We start from the raw sequence: 18,566 nt of genomic DNA, 5'->3' as shown, positions 1-18,566 counted from the left end.
TTAGGCCGTCACCTTTCTCAAGCTCACACTCAAGTCCTTTTTTACCAAAATCATGTGATTATCGGGGATAGGCTTCCAGTCCTCGGCAAACTCAGTCAGTTTTTCCGATACAATCATCACCGACTTTTCTTCAGGCGTGGCAGGCAACATGTGGCACATCCCGTCTTCGCACACATAGCGGCTTCCCTCTGAGTAGTATAGAGTCAATGGCTTATCGCTCGGGTTGGAAATGTACCGCAGGCCCACCATGCGCTCACCGTCCACAAACACCATGTTGAGGTAGGCAGGGTCTGTGATCTCAGCTTCGTGCATGGCGGCCTTCATGTCGACAATCATTTCCTCGAAGGAATCGGCCACATCCTCGGCGTCGAAGTTGGCACCTCTTGTTGCCAGCTTGTCAAGAAAAACAGCAAACAGGTGCTCAGAATCCGTCTGGCCCTTGATCCAGCGGTAGCGATCCTCATGTAAGGAACTGGTTAGCCTGCGCTTTATTTTGATGAACTCGTCAACGCCGCCATTGTGAAGCATCAGGTAGTTGTGGTAATGAAAAGGGTGGCAGTTGGCCTCCGAAACGTCCCCTTCGCTGGCAGCACGGACGTGGGCCACCAGGCATTCAGACTTCACCTTTGGAGCCAGGTAGCGGAGGTTGCGGTTGTTCCATGCCGGGTAAATCGACACAAACGTGGCGGGGTCGGGCGAAATTTCTTTGTGGTACCAGCCCACGCCGAAACCGTCTCCATTGAGCGGCTCCTCAATTTCTTTGGCGCTAAAGCTCTGTTTGATCATCGAGTTTTTAGGCTCATAAAGGAATTTATCCATCAGGATGGGTCTTCCCAGGTAGGCGAGGAGTCGGCACATAGTTTACTAGGGTTAAATGGTAGAAAAAGTAGCTGTTTCTTTTTATATTAGATGCAAAACAGCGGATAATATTTTTTGGCGGAGTGGCGGCGCAGTTGATTGTAGCAATTATTTCGTCATCCAATTTTTTAAACTTATTACTGTTATGGAAATCATTCATTCGATGGAGCATAGCCTCCTAACAGTCGGTTTGTATCCCACTGAGAAGAAAAAACCATCATTTATCAATTTTCTAAGCAAAGCTGCCCCAGTAAGTCTCTTTATTCTACTGGCGGGGTTAGTGGCACTGTCTGGTTGTTCCACTCCCAAATACTATCGATTTCATGAAACCACCTATTCTTCCGGCCCAACACCAAAAACCCTGGATCGACTGGCAAGCAAGTCGCCTACGGTGGAGCATGCCCCGGAAGGCCGGGAAATTTCTTTGGAAGGTGAGTTGTTTAGCGCTGCTACGCAAAGGGTTGCAACCTCCAATCACTCAAAAAAGAAACTTAGGAAAGACATCAAAATGATTATTCGGGGAAGTTCGGGTTGGAATGAAGTGGCATCTGCGAAAAAGGCCACGAGCGATGTTATGCCAAGCCTGACCGACAATATTGCTGAAGAGCCTCCGAAAAAAAACAAGGCAGCCGGGGCGGCATTTACTATGTTCATTATCTCTATGCTTAGCATTTTGGCCGCAATTGCCATTGCGCCAGAGTTCCTGATATTTTTGCTCTTGTTGATTCCAGCCACCATTTATGGCTATATCGGCTTGAAACAGATCAAAGAGACAGGAGAGTCTGGAAAAGGCAAAGCCCTATTCACCGCCATTTTTGGTACATGCGTTTTACTTTTCTTCCTGATATTCATGATCTATTTCGGGCTGGTAGATGGGGAGTGGTTGCTGTGATGAGCGAGTGACGGGATCTTTGTACTAAAAAGGGGTTCCCTTACCAAAAAAAGGTTTGACATAAGAAATGATTTGAACCTGTTACGTATCAGGTGTCAAAAATTAGTTATATTTGTATCGTTGGCAAAAGGCCATCGAAAGTTCTTTGAAATGCGGTCAACAAATAATTCATTATTGCATCAGTGATTATTTCAATCAAAAGTAAAGTGCTAGAACGTTTCCTAATAAAAGGAGATGTATCTGGAGTGAATCAAATGCATGTCAAGAAGCTCCGAAGATTACTTTCAAGGCTGAATGTAGCATCTGATTTAAATGACCTATCCTTTCCTGGAAGTGGATTTCATCCGTTAAAAGGTGAATTGAAAGGATACTATGCGCTAAGTGTAAGTGGTAATTGGAGATTAGTTTTTCGCTTCGAAAAAGGGGACGTAATTGATCTTGATTATTTGGATTACCACTAATTGGATTATTTGTTGCTGAAGTAGAATGGCCATACAATGTAATGACACATGTAGAATAATTAGATAGATTAAATTTAAGAGCGAACAATAAAGATGAATTATATAGCAATGTATGACCCTTCCCACCCAGGAGAGATTCTTCGTGAAGATTACATGGAGCCTCTAAATATAGATGTAACGTCCATGGCAGAGAAGGTGATGATATCAAGGAAGCAACTTTCCTTGATCTTGAATGAAAAAGCTGGCATCAGTCCGCTGATGTCTCTTAAACTAGCAAAGGTATTCGGGACAAGTCCCGAGTTTTTCCTTCGACTTCAGCAACAATATGATCTTGCCAAGGCGAGGACTGAATTTGAAAAAGTTGAAAAAGACATTCCTGTGCTATATCATGAAGAAAACCCGGCCTAGATCGGGTTTTCCTGTTTAAGGCCCTACACCAACGCCTCCCAAAGCACTTCCACCGGATGCTTCGCCACTCTGTCGGTTCCATCTTTGATCTGATGGCGGCAGCTTGTGCCTGGTGCGGCAATGATGGTGTCGTCAGCTTCTTCCTGAGTTTGACACGATTTTGAGTTAAGTATCTGATATATAAGTAATTAAAAAATTGCTTTCGATATACAAGATTTTATAAGTATTTGATTATCTGATCCTTATGAAAAAGGTCTGGGAGGTTCTTTTCAGCCACTGCTTGTAGTAATTGCTGTGAGATTTCAGAGGTCTTGGAGCGCAGGTAGAAGTATTGATCGGCTTGTTTGACAAGGCTGACTTGCATTTTGGACAAGTGGGTTCGGATGGTTTGCTCTGTAAGTGGGGTGCCTTGTTTGGTTAGCCGAAGTTGTAAATGGTTTAGCATGCTATAGGCGATATAGCACAGACAAATGTGACCCTGGATACGCTTATTGGTCCAGTGGAACATCGGGCGGGTTTCCAGATAGCCTTTGAAGGTACGGAAGCTATGCTCTATCTGGTATAGATGGTGGTAGTGATCCAGCACCTGTTCATGGGAGAGTCCTTTGGCGTGGTAGGCGATGGCAAGGAAGCCGTCATACTTTTCGCTTCGTTTGATTTTTTCAGTATCAACCACATACTTTTCCCCTTCGGTATTTTTGAGGTAGTAGTGATGGGCCTTCTTTTTGAGTTGCGTTGGGTTTTTGAGCAACAATTCAGCCTTACGAAGCTTTTCTTCTCTTTCTTGTCGATCTTTTTCAGCTCGCTTTTCGCTGTAGGTAGCTATGATCTTTCGCTCATTGTATTCCAGGACAGTGTAGCGCACTTTGACCGGCTCACGCTCCGAACCTACTGAAGAACTCATCCATTGATGGTGATAGTTATCCAGATCGATCAACCGGGCCTGGATGGGTTTGGGGAGTACCTTGAGCCGCTCTCCCATGATGAACTCATAGCCTTTGTCAACAGTGACTTGCAGGTTGTCAGTATTGAGCATGCCTCGGTCGGCGACCAAGACGATGTTTTCGATCTGGTATTCTTTCTTGAGGCTTTCCACCATTTCTGTGTAGGTGTATCCTTCCCACAGGTCTCCGCTATAGAGTTTGTAACCGATGGGTTGCTTGTATCTGTCAATGAGCATGGCAAAAACCACTTGTGTGCTTCCTATTTTGCCATCTTTGCTAAAGCCTTTCTGACGCAATGCTCCTTCCTGTTCTATTTCTGATTCAAAATAGAAGGTGGTCACGTCATAGAACACCACATCTAATTTCTGGTTGAACAGGTCTCTACCAGTTTGGAAAATGGTTTGCTGGATCAGTTGGCTATGGTCAGCCAGGTAGTCCAGACTCCTGTAGAGGTGTTGCAAGGACACCTGAGCCAGTCCCAGGTATTCTTCCTGGTGGAAAAAGCTACCCCGCTTGCTACAAGGATCATTGAGGCGCTCAATGAGCAGTAGTAAAACCACTTCAGTAAGAGAGAAGGTCAGCTTTTTCTTTTTGGTGATCCGCTGAAATATGCGATCAAGGCCGTAATAGTGGAGTATTTTACGGTAAACCAACAGAAAGCCGTAGTTATATCTACCTTCTTCGCTGACTTGCTCACCGAGTAAATCCTTCAGATTTCCACCACCTAATTCATAGAGCCGCTGGCCCATTCGTTTCAGAGACTCGGGCGAAAAACTGTCTACCCGCCCCAGGCTGTAAAGCGTTTTGGTGCGTGGCTTGCCATCCTGGTCACGATAAGACTCAACGATGCGGATATAATCACCTGATGGCTTCTTGTCGATAATGATACTAGGCACTCAAAATCTGTTTGAGGCAAATCAAGCCACTATCTGAAAGAAAATCAAGCGAGTTTTCGATATACAAATTTCTGAAAAGTAGTCTAAAAAGTGCCCATACACAGCGCAATGGCACTTTTTCAATTTCAGCGTGTCAAACTCAGGAAAAATAAGTCGCTATTAGCAAAGGCATGAGACTCCGGCTGGGCCAGGGCATTAGCGGTGGCTTAGGGCTGTATGTATGCGCTACAAGCGCAAGTCTCACTACACCCCCGTTTCCGCATCGCTCAAACGAGGGCGATGGGGGTGGGTGGTGCATGATGGTGAAAACCTTTCTGACTATCTGCTGGAGATTGGCGCCGCTTCCAGCCGGGCTAAGCCGTGGAAATGAAAAGCCCTCACATTGCTGGAAGGGCTCTTTGTGTTTATTCCTATTGGTACGAGACTCCGTCCGGGTTCCCCAACCGGGTTCAAACTCGCACCAGCGTTCAGCGCCAGTGGCTGGCTAGCTGCTCGGACTCGGGGCTAATGTCGTGTTTTGATCTTGTCTGGATCCTGCCTCATGCTAAATACATCAGTCACATAAACTACATCTTCTTATTGAAGGTAAATGATCTTGTAATTGCCTTCAAGTATAAACCGGTGGCCCTGATTGAGGGGACGAAGTTCTTCAACTATTCTGTTGGCAATATTTTCCGGGTAACGGCAATAAATCTTTCGAAGGCTCTCCTCTGCCGGGTCGGTAAACTCCACTTTCATTCTACCAATCCTTCACATTTTCCCTCACCCGATCAATGCTTTTTGTTCTGCCTTCTTCGATGGCTTTGTTGGAAGCTGCCGCCCTCAATATCAGGTCGGCTTGTGTGATAATGCTTTCATCGGCATCGTAGCCAACGACTCTTGCCTGATGTGAACTTTGCAACACTTCCTTAACCTTTCGGATGATGGCGGCGTCCTGTAACCTGGCCAATTGTTCTATTAGGAGTAGTTTTTCTGCTTCTAAGTCCATTTGTATCAGCTTTTCGTCCTTTAAAGTTAACGATTTAATTTATTGTTTGATTCATCCAATACACTGAACTGACTCACTTCTTCATTTATTCGGAAGCTTTGGAAGCAGGAAGCTAAAAGCTTCAGGAAGAAAAGCCACAAGCCTGAGCAGCTCGATTCGCTAGCGCTAAACTTGCGGCATGGGGGGAGACAAAATAGTTATACGGATCTATCTTTGTTTTCTTTATCATTCAGTTCCTTTTCAACACTGAACTCGGCAAATCCAAAAGAACCGATGATCTGTTTTATAAGGTCTAGTTTCTCCCGATAATCATCAGTTGGGTTTTTCACCTTGATCAAGTACGTACTACTATCATAAAGTACGATAAGGGAGACTCGATTATCCTTGCTGTCGTGATCAAAGACTAGCTTTGATAGAAGTTCTTCTTCCGTAGTATGACTTCTTACTACGTTGTTTAGCGTGCTATCAACCCCTTCAGATATTTCTGCATCTATATTGGAGAAAAGATTTTGATCTTTACTTACCATCATGTCCAGCAACATCTTTCCTAAAGTTACTGTTGCATAGAAGTCACCAGAATACTTCTGTTCTACGTCAATAAAAACCCCTTGGGGGAAGCTAATCGTAAATTGCAAAGCTATATGAGTTAAAATAACCGCCTTTTCTTCATTTGTAATCAAGTAGTCAAGACTATCTTCATTAAAGTGCTTCATTTGAGCCCACTCTTTACTTGAGCCCTTGTAGCTTTTTGTAATCCCCGTGAACTTCCCGTCAACACCGATAGTCCCTTTTTTTATTTCTCTTTCGCTATTATCATATTCTATAGCTTCCCCACTTGCATTGACTTGTATTTGGTCAATTTCTCCCGATTCCGCATAGAAGAAAGTGGAATCAACCAGCTTTCCGTTGCGAACATTAGTTCTGGAAAATATTTTACCTGACTCATAATATTCTATCATGAACCCTTCCTGAATTCCGTCAACAAAGTTTGCTCTTCGTTTAACTTTACCGCCTTCCCAATACTCTAAAAGCTCTCCATCAATTTGGCTGAAGAAATTAACTGGATATTCTTTCCTAATTTTACCGTCATCAAATCTTTCAACCTCTATTCTATGATAGAAAAACACAAAATAAAACACCAACGAAACGGTGAAGGTAACTAGTAGCCAAATAATGAAATTCTTCATTTGATTAACGGTCATCAGTTCTCGTCGTTCCAATAAACACTAGCTTTGACAATGATTCGTAAGACCAGATTATTTGAACCTAACGGTGTTGAACTTGTAAGTTGTGAATTAATTTGTGTTTGTGAAGATGTTTTTTCGATCGTAAGATAAGAGTAGCATTATTTCCCCCGGCCTCAACCCCAAGGGTTCGTTGGGCCCGTATCTCATCATCTGGTCAAGAAATGTAGATCAATTTATGTCTTTTATCCGAAAATCCTCATGATCAGCGAACCACTCCCTTGCTGTTACCAGCGCCTCCTGGTAATTGTTGGTCTTCAGGTCACCGGAAGCAGTCGTTGCAATAGGAAAATCTACTATCTGTGATGCCAGTAGCTCCAATATCCGGTAGGCGCAGTTGATGGCGTTGGTTTGGTCAGGGTTGGCGGACTCACAATTCTTCTCGTTGCTGTAGAGCAATTCTACCAGGTAGTCGTAGAGTTGCTTTTGCTGGGTGTAAATAATTGACGGGGCCATGTCGTAGACCATATCGTCATTTACTTCAATTCCTCTCACTTTGTTATTCACCAGGTTGATGGCCGTTTGATCGCCCAGTCTGGCTAATGCCAGGTAGGCAGCCCACCGCACCTTTGCCGAATTGCCGGGTTGCGACAACTGTCTGAGAGCTGGGGCGGCGCTCTCGTCTTTCAGCGTTCCGACCATTTTTATCAAAACCTCCTTCTTTGCCACCTGCCGATCGAGCGTCTGGATAAACAATGTCTTCTGCGAGGCATTGAACAGCGAAGGCGGCACAGAACTAAGATTTTGAATGGATAAGCCAACTATATCTGAAGACTCATCCTCCATGCCCCGTAGCTGAAGGGCCAGTATTTGTTGTTTAGCTACAGGAGCAATGGCGCTCTTTTGCATGACGTCGAGAGATTGGTAGCAGGCTTTTCTTACGGAAACTGTTGTGTCGTTCAGACTTTCGGCAATCAATCGTTTTAAGACGGCCGTATTGTTTGTTGATCTCAATAAACTGTATGGCTGAGCTTGGCTAGTTCCCGTTTTCACTTGATTTATGTAAGCTGAATAAGCTTCCTCGGCAGATTGACTCAACAAGCTGTTTGATAGTAAAAAGAAGAATATGGTAACAAACAGCGCTATCTTTTTCATCATAAATTCATTTGAAAATCCTTATTAATCCCGAAGCTGAATACCAGTATCTGCAAGTGGCCGTTCACTTTGCCATATAAAATGCTGGGAGCGGGGTTGAATCTCATATTGGCATTGGCAGCCAGGTAAATGTCCACCAGGGTAATGGTGCCCGTTTTGCCGGAAACTTTCTTTTGATACTGGGCATATATTTGCGCCCATAGCTCGAGCCAAAGGCCTGCTTCCTGGAGTTGGAAGCTGGGATTGTACTGCGCAATTACCTGCACGCCGGCTGCCGCACCCGCCTCTATCACGAGGTCAAACGCTGCCACCACGATTTCGATGTGAATTGGGTCCGGCCGGAACATGAATTCCAGTCCCAGCCCCAGATTGGCGGTGTTTTGGTTGAGGTCGAGCCAGCCTGTGGGGCCAAAACCGGCGCAGTTCAGGATAAACTTGAGTCGCTCCTGCTGGCTGCCCAAAGCTACCCGCCAGGCGCCGGGCTTCACATCCACCAGCAAGCTACCCTGGGCACAAAGCACCCCGGGCTTTTCGAAAGAGGCAGCCAGGTGTCCAAAAAAGTGCTGCTCCGCCGAATTGTACTTTAAGGTAATAGTACCCTTAATAACCGCTGTTTGATCAATGGTCGTGACTTGCGGAACACTGCTAAGCATCTGGCCATTGCCCAGGAAGTCGACTGTAAAGTCGCCTGTAGTGGCCACATCCATTTTTGCATCGATCTCCAACCGGAGCATCTTACCATTTTGTGGGCCAAAAGCCACCATGTGCAGGTAAGCCCCATAGTTGTTGTTGCCATCAGGTACAATGCCCTCCAAACCATTGGCCGCCATGTGGCGATAAACCCTCCCTTGCAAAGCCACTACTTTGACTACACCGAGTTCAATTTCATCCGTCACTTCCCTGATTGTGGAAGCTTGCATCGGTTGCCCCAGGCTTGCTGCATCGGCAGGTTCACCCGGCACTGGCGTCCTTCCGCCGCCAACCTCAGCCATCCAGAAGCTCAAATTGTCTTTCCTGCCGCTCAGGTAGGCGAGCTGTATCTGGAAAGGCTTGGGCACTTTCACAAAAGCGTCTACATCGCCCGACCACGAATCTCCATACTGGGCATGCCCTTTTGTAAAGTGAATAATTCCATTGAGATCAAGCGCCGGGGAGCGCACACTGATAGGGATTGGGTCGAAAAGCAGATCCTTCGGGTTAGCCCCCGACAGGAGCTTCCCGCCTACCGCAGCGAAGTCCACTGGTATTGAAATGCCAACCTCATCGCCAAGAAGATTGTTAACCATTTCGTTGGCCGCAGCTGAAGCTTTTTTGGCCACGGCTCCGGAAATCGCCTCCAGTGCTCCCTTCCTGATCTGATTGACAATTCGATCTGCGCTTATGTTGGCTATCAAATCTTGCCCTACACTTTTGATAGCCTCCAGCATCTTTTCCATGTCGACCTGGGCACCCAGCTCATCCCCGAGGCCTTTGAGCTCATCATCAAACCCGTCCAGAACTCCTTGCATAATTTCGGAAGGATTCTGATCCTGGTTAATGGCACCAAGCACCACGTTCTCTGCAGTTTGCCTAACGAGTCGCTTAGCCCTCTCATTCAAATTAGTGCTTATGAAAGAAGTAACTGGAAATACGATATTTTGATTAACCGATGAATTGAGTGCTATGGTGAGTTCATTCACTATGGCCTCTCTGGTGGAGTTGGCAACTGCTTCTACTATTAAAGAAGCGTCTGGAGCATCTTGGGAGAGGCTTGCTATTACATCTGAAGAAACTGTGGAAATAATTGCTGTCACTGCCTGATCCACTTCCTGCTTTACCGAGCTGGTTAGCTGGTTGGATTGCCCAATGATGACGCCATTTATATTGTTGGTAGCTTGCTCCACTTTCATCAAAAAGCCGTCACCCAGAGAAGCTACCTGATCAATGGCAAAATTGGTGGCAAATCGCTTCAGCTCTGCTACAACGTCCGATATATTGTCAAAATCTTCTTCGCTGTTCTGAATCTGTTCAATCAGCCCATCAACGACCGTGGAATCGTTAGCCAACTCCCGGAAAAGCTCCAAATACGCCAGCAGCCGCTCTTTGCGATCAGCGATTGATTCATAGTCAATTGCCGTAGGTTCCTCAGGAACATTTACCAAAGATTCCAGGTCATGCGCCAGGCCACCCAGGCTTCCTGAGGCAGATGCAATCAAGTCAACAGTTGTCCCTTTAAGTGCTTCCGTTTGCTGCTCCACTTTTTGAGTGAGGTCCTCTTCCAGGGCGGCCATCTCTTCTTGCAATTTGTCAAGGCCATTTTGAGCCGATGCCAGGTTGAATGCTCCTTGCGTGGGGGCTGGTACATAGCTCTTGTCAAGCAACGAATTCTCAACCATCGAATAAAGGTTGAAGGCTGGCGCACCATCCTTTCCGCCCACATCCTCACCCAAAATAACTTTTCCGGAAATAGCAAAGCCGTAATAGTTTTGAGTTCGGCCTGCGCTAAGAGCGTCGATAGTTACTGGATAACCTCTAAAGGTGGCATTGACCTGGTTAGTAAGCGCCAAAACCCCTTCGGGCACATAAAAGCCTACCCTGTAGTCTCCCCATACATTGAAATTATTGACTCCGCTCAATGTTACGCCCACCGACGGCCAGGTCACATCCATTGTGAGCCGGAGGCGATCGTTGCCTGCCATTTCCCCTTTCCTGATGGTGAGGTCAACCGCCAACTCCCCTCCTTCCGGATTGAAACGGAACGTTTTATTGTTCAGGTTGGCCAGCGTTCCCGGCCGAAACCCTCTGTCATATAGCTGAGAATGAAACTCAAAAGGCGTCGTGGTATCAATAAAAGGCACCAGAAAATTACCCTCCAGCCTGCTGGCCTCATTGGCCTGCTGATTGTTGATATCCAGTGTAAGCCGGGTGAAGTTGGCGGGAAACGTATTGAATTCCCCGGCCACATCGAACTGCAAGTCATGCTTAAGCGTAAAACCTTCCCCTGTAACCCCAACCAGGCTATTCGGGGATGTATTCAAATCAATAACACTTCCGAGTTCGCTGCTGAGTGCAAACTGCCCTGCGCCATCCATTGCCTCAGCAATTTTCAGGGTCGACTGCTCAATATAAACACCCTTCCAGTAGGGCTGGCCAGCGAATTTCCCGGGCGATGAGGCATCATCCAGGTCAATGATACTTTTTCCCGGAAGCAATTCCATGCCAGTACCTGCTATTACTCTCAGTGGAACTGTATTGGTTGAGTCGGATATCTCTATTAACCTAAGGTTGTCCACCTGATTGAAAGCCCAGGTAGCACTACTCCCTGTGACTGATTTGGCGGAAGGAGTAGTAAGCGTTCCGTCAAAGCCAAACCAATACTGATTGTCGAAGATCACCACGGTGCTGGTAGGGGAAAGGTCAAGCTTGAAAAACTGAGGATCCAGTAGCTCGAAAGAATTGCTGTTGGTGAGGTTGGCTACTCCTGAAAGCCGAAAATCGTTAAAGTCGGAAGCGAACTTCTCCGATTTAACTTTTCCAATGCCCGATGAGAGCAAAGGAAACGGCAGATCCCAGGAGAAACTCCCTTCGACAAACAAACCATCCTTTGTTATTTTATAGTTGGTTGCCAGAAAAGTAGCCTCACCATCTGCCTCATTGCCTGGCGTAAGTTCGAATGCAATTGGACTGGTTTCAACTTTGATTTCTCCACCGATCAAGTACGCCGAATAGCCCGACTGACGTAACTGTAGATTTTCAAAGGCTATTGAAGTCCACACTTCCTCTCTTGATAGACGTACTCTCCCCGTCCCTGAAAAGTTGGCGAAGTCCTTATTGGTGATATTGTCCACCTCAATTCTGTGACCTGCTGCGTAAAACCTTTCTACCAATGGCGGCCCGTAAAATATCGAAATATCACTTTTGGCTACTTCCAATCCATTTGTGTAACCTTTTACCTGCCAAACATAACCTGAGTCTATGTCAGGGTATGGCAAAAGCTCTGATTTGGGGTAGTTGGTGAAGTTCTCACTTATCAATTTGTAGTACCATTGTGAGTTCTTCCTGAGAGCATCTTCCGGAGACTCACCTGGAGACAGTGGTTTGATATTAATTTCGTAGTTAACTCCTTGTTGAGGTGCCCTAGATGTAAGTGCATTCCACCTGATTACCGCAGGAATTTGTCTTCTAAAGCTATGTCCATATGGCGGGCTCGTAAGTTCTATCTTCCAGCCGACAGGCCAACCATAGTAAAGCAGCCTGAACTCACTGTAGCCATTGTTTTTATACCGGTCTTTACCATCTGCGTCTTTCGCTTGCACCCTGTATACGTAGGCTTTACCTGCCTCAAGAAGCGGATCAGCGGGGCCATAGGTGTAGTTAGTGTTTTGTAGCAAGTCGCTTTGAAAGACCTGCAACGCTTGCCCGTTTTGCACAGCGCTTAAGGGGTTGGACCCAGGCTCTGTCAGCTCCCACATGGTGAGCTGAAAGTCGGTGCCCATAGAGTTGTTGGCACTTTGGGTATTGAACAGCTGCCAGGTAATGGGAAAGGTAGTTGTAGTTGCCGGATCCAGAAACTCGCCTTCGCCCGGGCTGATTATTCTGGGCGGATCCAGCAATTGTATCCAGACATTGGCACAACTTTCCTGCGACAGCAGCTCTCCTGTGTTATAGTCCAATACCTGTAGACAGATAGAATACATGCCCTCCGGCAGCCTGCCCGAGTTGATGATCTTGCTGGCATTCGGACCGTTTACATTCAGGTTATTGAAGTTGAAATACTCTGCCCAATCCGACCCGCTGAACACATAGGGAACGCCTGGCTGAACGGTGATTGGTGCAGATGGTCTAAACCCATTTTTGGTGCGAAGCCGCACATCCATACTTTCAATAGAAAGCCGAAGTTTAAAAGTCCACGACGCTTCGTTGAAGTCGTTGAAGACAATGTTGGCCGTGAGCCTGTTGCTCCCCTCTGCGGTGTAGTCACTGAGGTAAACCGAATAGGGAGGCGGTAAAATGGGCTGGATATCGGCGGGGTAGCGTTGCACCTGAGCCACAGCACCGTGCATAACAAGCACCAACGAGGCGAATAACAAAAGCCATCGCCTTATCTTCGTCGTACGCATTCTCTGGTCAGGTATGTTTTGCCTTCTATTCACTTCAACTACATCTTTTAAAGGTCGTAACAGGCCACCCTGTCATCAGCGGACTTCAAAAACACCTTTTTGCCGATGGGATCGATGGAGAAATCGGGGGTGCGGTCGTTGGTCACAATTTGCCCTTCCTCTTCCCCTGTCAGGATATTGATTTTGACAAAGCCGATGCTGTGGTCCTTTTTCGTGAGTATCAGCTTGTAGCTATCGGTACCAGCTTGTTCGCCAAACCTGGCCCGGGCCATGGCTCCAAGGCCTCCGGTCACGTCCCTTGTAAAAGTGGCCACGGTCATTTGCTTCTGCGCCTTTCTGGTGAAGTTGTCGTTGCCCTGGAGCGCTCCCTGCATCCCATAGCCAATGGAAGAAGCACCATAGGCAAAGCTTGTAAGTGCGGTGCCGGCACCCAGCACACCCAGTGCCAGTTTGGCGCCAAAGCTTTGCTCGGGAGCGGGGTAAAATTGATGGTAAACCACCCGACCGCTCTTATCGATCAGCATGGCATTTTGATTGCCGGTGAGCAGGTAGCCATTAGGCAATAGTTGTATGCCTGTGGGCAGCTCACCCTTAAAGGCAAAATTCGAGGTGATTTCCGTCCAATCCTGCTCGTCGGGCATCACCCGGACCAGCTTGCCCCTGATATACATCACAAAGCTACCGTCATTGTCCTGCACGACACTAATGGGGACCTCCCCGGCCGAAAGGTATTTATCGCCATTCCACATAAAGGTGCCATCGTCGAGGTTAAGGAAATTGGTTTCCTGTTCGCTGATGAAGAAGAGGGCGTTTCCGTACTGCTTGTAGTAAGTCAGCCGCCCATTGATGACCGGACGTTTTTTCCACATCGGCTCCCCTGCGTCGTTCACAAAATTGATATAAGCCCTGCCCACGGCGTCCATCATGGCATAGCCCAGGCCTTTGTCGGTCACAAACACGCCAGCATTCTTCTCTCCGCCTGTTCCCATTTTTTCCTTCTTCCAAAGGTGGTTGCCCGTAGCGTAGTCTATTTTTCCGGAGCTGAAGGTTTGAAAAAGCAGAAAGTCTTTTTCTCCTAACGCCACCCCGCTGTATTTAGCCTTCGAATAGTCCACCGGATTTTTCCATATTTCCTTCCCACTGCTCAGGTCAAGTGCATCCACAGCGAAGTTGCCTGCTGCCCCACTGGCGAGGCCAATCTGTTTCCCGGTATGTTCTTCAAAAAAAGTAGAAGAAGGAGACCCGCTGACCGCAAACAACACCTGCCCGTTGGGCTGCAGAAACAGATCGATATAGTTCTTTTTGCTGTCCTTCTGCCAAATGATCGCACCGGTGCTACCGTTCAATTTGTACAGCTCTTTCCCAAGGGCATAAATGATATTCCCCTCGTTGTCGATAATCGGCTGCGGCTGGAGATCCTTGCCCTTTGCTTTGTCAAAAGTGGTGTTCCATTTTTTCTCACCACTTACATAGTCAAACATCGTGATACCATCGCTGCCGTCGTTGCTGTAGGCAATCATTGCCCCGCCAGCCTCAGGAATCACTTTGGTACTGATAACCGACCCGAGGGCCTCTTTTGCTGAGTCAAAAATCAGGTTGCCATTCAGGCCATTGATGATCAGGGTTTGCGAGTCGCCGCCCCTGTCGGCAATCAATACCAGCGGCGTGCCTTCAATCACCTGGTAATTGGCCTCGGGCACATTGACGAGGGTGGTGATTTCCCACAGCTTGTCGCCGTTTTCAGGATTTACGCCATACAGTCCATTGTCGCAGGAAGCAATGAGGATGCCATAATCGTTGATCTGCATCCACTTCAATTTGCCTGGCAATGAGATCTCCCAGCTGGGTGTTAGCACCTGAGCCTTTGCTCCCCACACGGTGAGAAGCAGCAGCGATAGAAAGAGGCACCGATATGCCATCCCTAAGGGACTGGTTGTTAGGTGATCTGTATTCCGGGGTACCGATAGGTCGTCCCGCTGGGGCTGACTGCCGCTTCTTGCCGCTTTATCATTCGCAGGTGGCTTCCTGAACTGGCTAAGGATACTTTTTTCGTTTCGGCTGTCCCTGCGGGACCGGTGGCTAATTGGCTGGTTGCAATTTGTCATAATCTAAAGGCATAGTTGAGTGTTCCCCGCCATTCCTGTGTCGCTTTGGCAGCTTCTTCGTAAGTGTTTTTCAATAGGTAAAAGGTGTTGAACGACACCGTATGTCGCTTGCCAGCCGTCCAGTTGACTGACCAACGCACATTGTCGATGTGGCTGTTTTTTGATTTGTTCAGGTAGCTGTTCAGCAGGCTCAGCGACAGGCTGCTTCGCACCTTGTTGTCCATAAAAGACCGGTTCACGCCAAACACCGGCCCAAGGGTGAGGTTGCTGATGCCGGCGGATTCCGACTGATTAATGGTGAACGACGTATTGGTCGACCAGTACTCCCCAATCTTAAAGCTGTAGCCGGCGTTCCCACTTTTGAACAGCGATCCATTGCCCTGGTTGTCGGTGGCGTCCTGCAAATTTCCGCTGACGAAGAGGGTGCCTGTATTGGTTTCCTTTCCGGTTTGGTAGTTCACCGATGCCATGGCCGACCTGGTCACCTGAAAAAACTCCAGCGTGTCGGACAGGATATCGGTTTGCAGCAGCAGCTGTTGGGTGCTGGTACTGTAGTTCGACACATTCAGGTTGATATTGAGCTTTTCTGTAGCTGAAATGGCCGCCGATGAGCTGAAGACATACCTGTTTACCTGGGCGCTGTTCTGGTTGTCGAGGTTGTTGTGCTGAAGGCCCGAGCTGGCGGACAGCGTTAACCTGTTGTTGAACAGGGGCAAAGAAAGTCCGGCCGTGATGTCTTCGAGGTCGTTGTTAAGAAACGACGAGCCGTGCGTGGTGTAGCCGGGATCCACTCTCCGGTAGCTTAAGTTGGCCTGAAAGCCATCGCCCTGATAAGTAAGGCGGGATTTCAAGGCGTTGGTAAAAGCAGAAGAACCGTTGGGTTTGTAAAGCCCTCCCAGGTTGTTGATGAAGGAATAGTCGTTGGTGAACAGCTCAGGGATCCGCCTGTCTCGAGTAAAAAGACTGTAGGCATACTCCCCCTCCAATGAAAAGCGGTCGAAAAATTTGAAGCCACCTTCCAGCCCCACCACCAGGTTCTCTTCAGGAGTCACCACAAAAGAGCTGTCCACCACATCGATGGAGTTAGGGTCGTCGTACGCCCGGAAGAACATCACTGCAGCCCTCTGCTTTTCCAATTCAAAACCCACCTTGGTGCCAAAGCCGATGCGTCTGTAGGTCGGCTCGGCATACACCTGCCCAAACTGTGAGAACTTGGCTACCGGCTTGGCAAAGCGGCCATACATAGCGCTGACCCTTACCGGGTTGTTTTCTGGCTTGTACTCCACGCCTGCGCCAAAGAACAGGTTGCCAGCGAACGTGTAATCAGAAAAGTTGATCGTGCGGTGCCCCAGGTGCACGGTGAGGCCCTTGTAAGTAGGGCTGATCCCAAACCGGTTGAAGGGCTGCGGCTGCGCAAAGGTCTTGTTTTGCTGGCTCAGCGTGGCCGAAAGCGGCACGTTGATGATGCCAAGGAACGTCAGGTTGAGGTTGGCGTTGAGCTGCCAGAAATATGGGTCTCTGCGGCTGGGCATGCCCTCGGCATGATAAAATGTTTGCGTTGCCGAGAGGCTTCCGTTATAAGCAAAGAGCTTTTGCTCGCCCAATGTTTCCAGATCCTGTGCTAAAAGAGTTGGCGGAAACGCCAACGTTAAAAGCAGCACGGCCACCAACGGCCAGCCCAGAAAGCGTATGTTTTGCCCAACCCCATTGCCCACCATCGGATTTTGGGGTGTGTCCTTCGTGTTTTTGGGTGTGTCTTCACCCCCCACGTTCTTGGGTGTGTCTCCACACCCTATATAATCGCTGGTGTCTTCAGCAATATCACGACTCGTGCCCTCCCACACCAGCATGCCTTTCCGTCTCGTGGGTGTGAAGACACACCCAGCAACGATCTGCAAAACATCCTGACAAGGGGCGATATTTGGTCTCCGTTCCGTCACCGCTGCTCCCATTTATAAATCCACGGCACGCCTATTATGAATGGCTTTGCTTTACTGTCCATCAGTTCTTTAATGAGCTCATTCGCATTTTCCAGCTCGTTCATCTCCTGAGAATACACAAAATACCAGGTGCCCGAAGCGCTTTGTGTTACTTTGGTATCAAGCCCGGCTTCACGTTTCAAAATCCGCTGAAAGAGCTTGGCGTCGTCCAGATTGCGCAGGGCTCCTACCACCAGGTAATAGGGCCCTTCCGCCACTGAAGTTGTATCATCGGGGTTGGCCTGCAGCCGAACAATGGCCCTCGACAGCTCTTCCTGGTAACCGTTCACTATTTCCCTCAGCAGCCGCAGCTCCTCGTTCTGCGCTGCCAGCTGGCTTTGTGTTTCATTCAGCTGCCCACTCACCAGCTCGTTTTCCTGCTTCAGGGCATCAATTTTTTCATACTGAATGGCCGTCTGTTTCTCCAGCGACTTGATGCTGCCGCCCTTTTCTCTGGCAATGGGTGAGTCGCTTGATTTGCGCAGCCTCAGCCCCAGCACAAATTCGTGGGTGGAGCTCCCCAAAATGCTCAGGTCGGTGGTGGGAAACTCGTAGGTATAGCCAAACACAAACTGCTCGGCCAGCTGCGTGCCAACGGACAACCCGGCGCCAATCTTTGGCCGGTAGTTCATATTGAGCCACACCAGCTGCTTGTAGTTCACCATCAGGTTCAGGTCGGCCTGGGAGGGTAGCCCCTGCACCGTGCGAATGAGCACCATGGGCTTTATGTCGACATGGGGGCTGGGTGTAAACGTGTAGTCGAGCGTGGTGTAGTAGTGCCGGACAAACGTATAGTCGAGCGACTGAAACAGCGCCTCGTTGTTATGCCGAATGGTGTTTTGAAACAGCTGCTCGCTGGCAAAGCCCACATGGAGTTTCTTCAGGGTGTAGTGCAGCCCCGCATTTCCCTCAAACACCGTGCGCTGGTCCACGGCACTCAGCAGGGTAGGGTCGCTGATGTCGTCGGCCTGAATGCGGTCGAAAAATATCCGGTTTTGAATGGCCAGAAAGGACAGGCCAAAGCGGAGCTGTTGGTTGGGCGTGAGGTCAATTTTGTAGGAGCCCGTTAATGCGCCAGACGTCCGCCCGATGATATTGGTGACGTCGTTGAAAAAGGTAAGGCCAAGCCCTATGTTTTCATTGTTCAGTTTCGTGTCGAGGGTAAATACCTGTGTTTCCGGTGCTCCGTTCACACCCACCCATTGTTTGCGGTACAAAAAGAAAGCACTGGGCACGCCTGAGTAGCCAGCCAAAGCGGGATTGTAGAGGAACTGGTTAAGAAAATACTGGCTGTAAAGGGGTGTTTGCTGGGCAAAAAGTACTGAAGAAAAGGAGTATATGAATAGAAATAGACAGCATATTTTAACATACGATCTTGTGAAAATGGCCAACTGCATAGGAATGGTTAGGTGGTAATACTTCAGATAAATAAATAAGAAATTTTCATATTAAGCAATATATATAGGAATATATGATCCGACACAAAATACCCTTTTATGACTTTAGATTACCTTTAAGGTATCTTGGCTATTGGTGATAGAATGATTTTGATATCTAAAGAATAATATATTTATTAGAAACTAGATAGCCAACCGAC

General features: G+C 47.9%; 14 protein-coding genes. 4 read left to right on the top strand and 10 right to left on the bottom strand.

Translation table 11 applies throughout. The annotated features are described in order from the left end of the window. On the bottom strand, nt 1-858 hold the full coding sequence (locus ACMVP2_RS13005) for a class II glutamine amidotransferase (RefSeq protein ID WP_416868004.1): 858 nt from the start codon (nt 856-858) through the stop codon (nt 1-3). A gap of 145 nt (nt 859-1,003) precedes the next feature. On the opposite strand from ACMVP2_RS13005, the gene ACMVP2_RS13000 reads away from it, so the two are divergent. The 3 genes from ACMVP2_RS13000 (at nt 1,004) to ACMVP2_RS12990 (ending at nt 2,619) form a co-directional block, all read left to right on the top strand. Further along, nucleotides 1,004-1,750, top strand: coding sequence for a hypothetical protein (locus ACMVP2_RS13000; protein ID WP_416868003.1), 747 nt, complete (start codon nt 1,004-1,006; stop codon nt 1,748-1,750). A gap of 182 nt (nt 1,751-1,932) precedes the next feature. After that, complete coding sequence (locus tag ACMVP2_RS12995; RefSeq protein WP_416868002.1) at nt 1,933-2,211, top strand: type II toxin-antitoxin system RelE/ParE family toxin; 279 nt, start codon at nt 1,933-1,935, stop codon at nt 2,209-2,211. A gap of 93 nt (nt 2,212-2,304) precedes the next feature. Continuing rightward, nucleotides 2,305-2,619, top strand: coding sequence for a HigA family addiction module antitoxin (locus tag ACMVP2_RS12990; protein WP_416868001.1), 315 nt, complete (start codon nt 2,305-2,307; stop codon nt 2,617-2,619). A 217-nt stretch (nt 2,620-2,836) separates the two neighbouring features. Here ACMVP2_RS12990 and ACMVP2_RS12985 read toward each other — a convergent pair whose 3' ends face one another. After that, nucleotides 2,837-4,459, bottom strand: coding sequence for an IS1634 family transposase (locus ACMVP2_RS12985; RefSeq protein WP_416864871.1), 1,623 nt, complete (start codon nt 4,457-4,459; stop codon nt 2,837-2,839). 220 nt (nt 4,460-4,679) lie between these two features. Between ACMVP2_RS12985 and ACMVP2_RS12980 the strand changes: the two genes are divergently transcribed. Continuing rightward, nucleotides 4,680-4,829 carry a hypothetical protein gene (locus ACMVP2_RS12980; protein ID WP_416867791.1) on the top strand — a complete coding sequence of 50 codons (150 nt, stop codon included), beginning with the start codon at nt 4,680-4,682 and terminating at the stop codon, nt 4,827-4,829. A 206-nt stretch (nt 4,830-5,035) separates the two neighbouring features. Here the strand turns inward: ACMVP2_RS12980 and ACMVP2_RS12975 are convergent, their stop codons facing one another. The 8 genes from ACMVP2_RS12975 to ACMVP2_RS12940 form a co-directional block, all read right to left on the bottom strand. After that, nucleotides 5,036-5,197 carry a hypothetical protein gene (locus tag ACMVP2_RS12975; RefSeq protein ID WP_416868000.1) on the bottom strand — a complete coding sequence of 54 codons (162 nt, stop codon included), beginning with the start codon at nt 5,195-5,197 and terminating at the stop codon, nt 5,036-5,038. A 1-nt stretch (nt 5,198) separates the two neighbouring features. Further along, nucleotides 5,199-5,447 (bottom strand): hypothetical protein, encoded by a 249-nt coding sequence (locus tag ACMVP2_RS12970; protein WP_416867999.1) that lies wholly within the window; start codon nt 5,445-5,447, stop codon nt 5,199-5,201. Between the two features lie 197 nt (nt 5,448-5,644). Further along, the gene (locus tag ACMVP2_RS12965) at nt 5,645-6,634 is read right to left on the bottom strand and encodes a toxin-antitoxin system YwqK family antitoxin (protein ID WP_152001236.1); all 990 of its coding nucleotides are present in this window, start codon (nt 6,632-6,634) and stop codon (nt 5,645-5,647) included. 228 nt (nt 6,635-6,862) lie between these two features. Further along, nucleotides 6,863-7,645: a HEAT repeat domain-containing protein gene (locus ACMVP2_RS12960; protein WP_416867998.1), complete on the bottom strand. Its 783-nt coding sequence runs from the start codon at nt 7,643-7,645 to the stop codon at nt 6,863-6,865. A gap of 140 nt (nt 7,646-7,785) precedes the next feature. Beyond that, on the bottom strand, nt 7,786-12,885 hold the full coding sequence (locus ACMVP2_RS12955; RefSeq protein WP_416867997.1) for a hypothetical protein: 5,100 nt from the start codon (nt 12,883-12,885) through the stop codon (nt 7,786-7,788). A gap of 47 nt (nt 12,886-12,932) precedes the next feature. Next, nucleotides 12,933-14,990, bottom strand: a complete 2,058-nt coding sequence (locus tag ACMVP2_RS12950) for a PQQ-binding-like beta-propeller repeat protein (protein ID WP_416867996.1) — start codon at nt 14,988-14,990, stop codon at nt 12,933-12,935. Next, nucleotides 14,987-16,930 carry a hypothetical protein gene (locus ACMVP2_RS12945; protein ID WP_416867995.1) on the bottom strand — a complete coding sequence of 648 codons (1,944 nt, stop codon included), beginning with the start codon at nt 16,928-16,930 and terminating at the stop codon, nt 14,987-14,989. The genes ACMVP2_RS12950 and ACMVP2_RS12945 overlap by 4 nt, the downstream gene beginning before the upstream one ends. Continuing rightward, on the bottom strand, nt 16,927-18,366 hold the full coding sequence (locus ACMVP2_RS12940) for a PorP/SprF family type IX secretion system membrane protein (protein ID WP_416867994.1): 1,440 nt from the start codon (nt 18,364-18,366) through the stop codon (nt 16,927-16,929). Before ACMVP2_RS12940 ends, ACMVP2_RS12945 begins: the two co-directional genes overlap by 4 nt. Between the last annotated feature and the right edge of the window lie 200 nt (nt 18,367-18,566).

The organism is Imperialibacter sp. (assembly GCF_048007035.1).
Classification (GTDB): domain Bacteria; phylum Bacteroidota; class Bacteroidia; order Cytophagales; family Cyclobacteriaceae; genus Imperialibacter.
The sequence above is the reverse complement of the archived record's forward strand: the minus strand, read 5'-3'. Positions and strand labels throughout refer to the sequence as shown.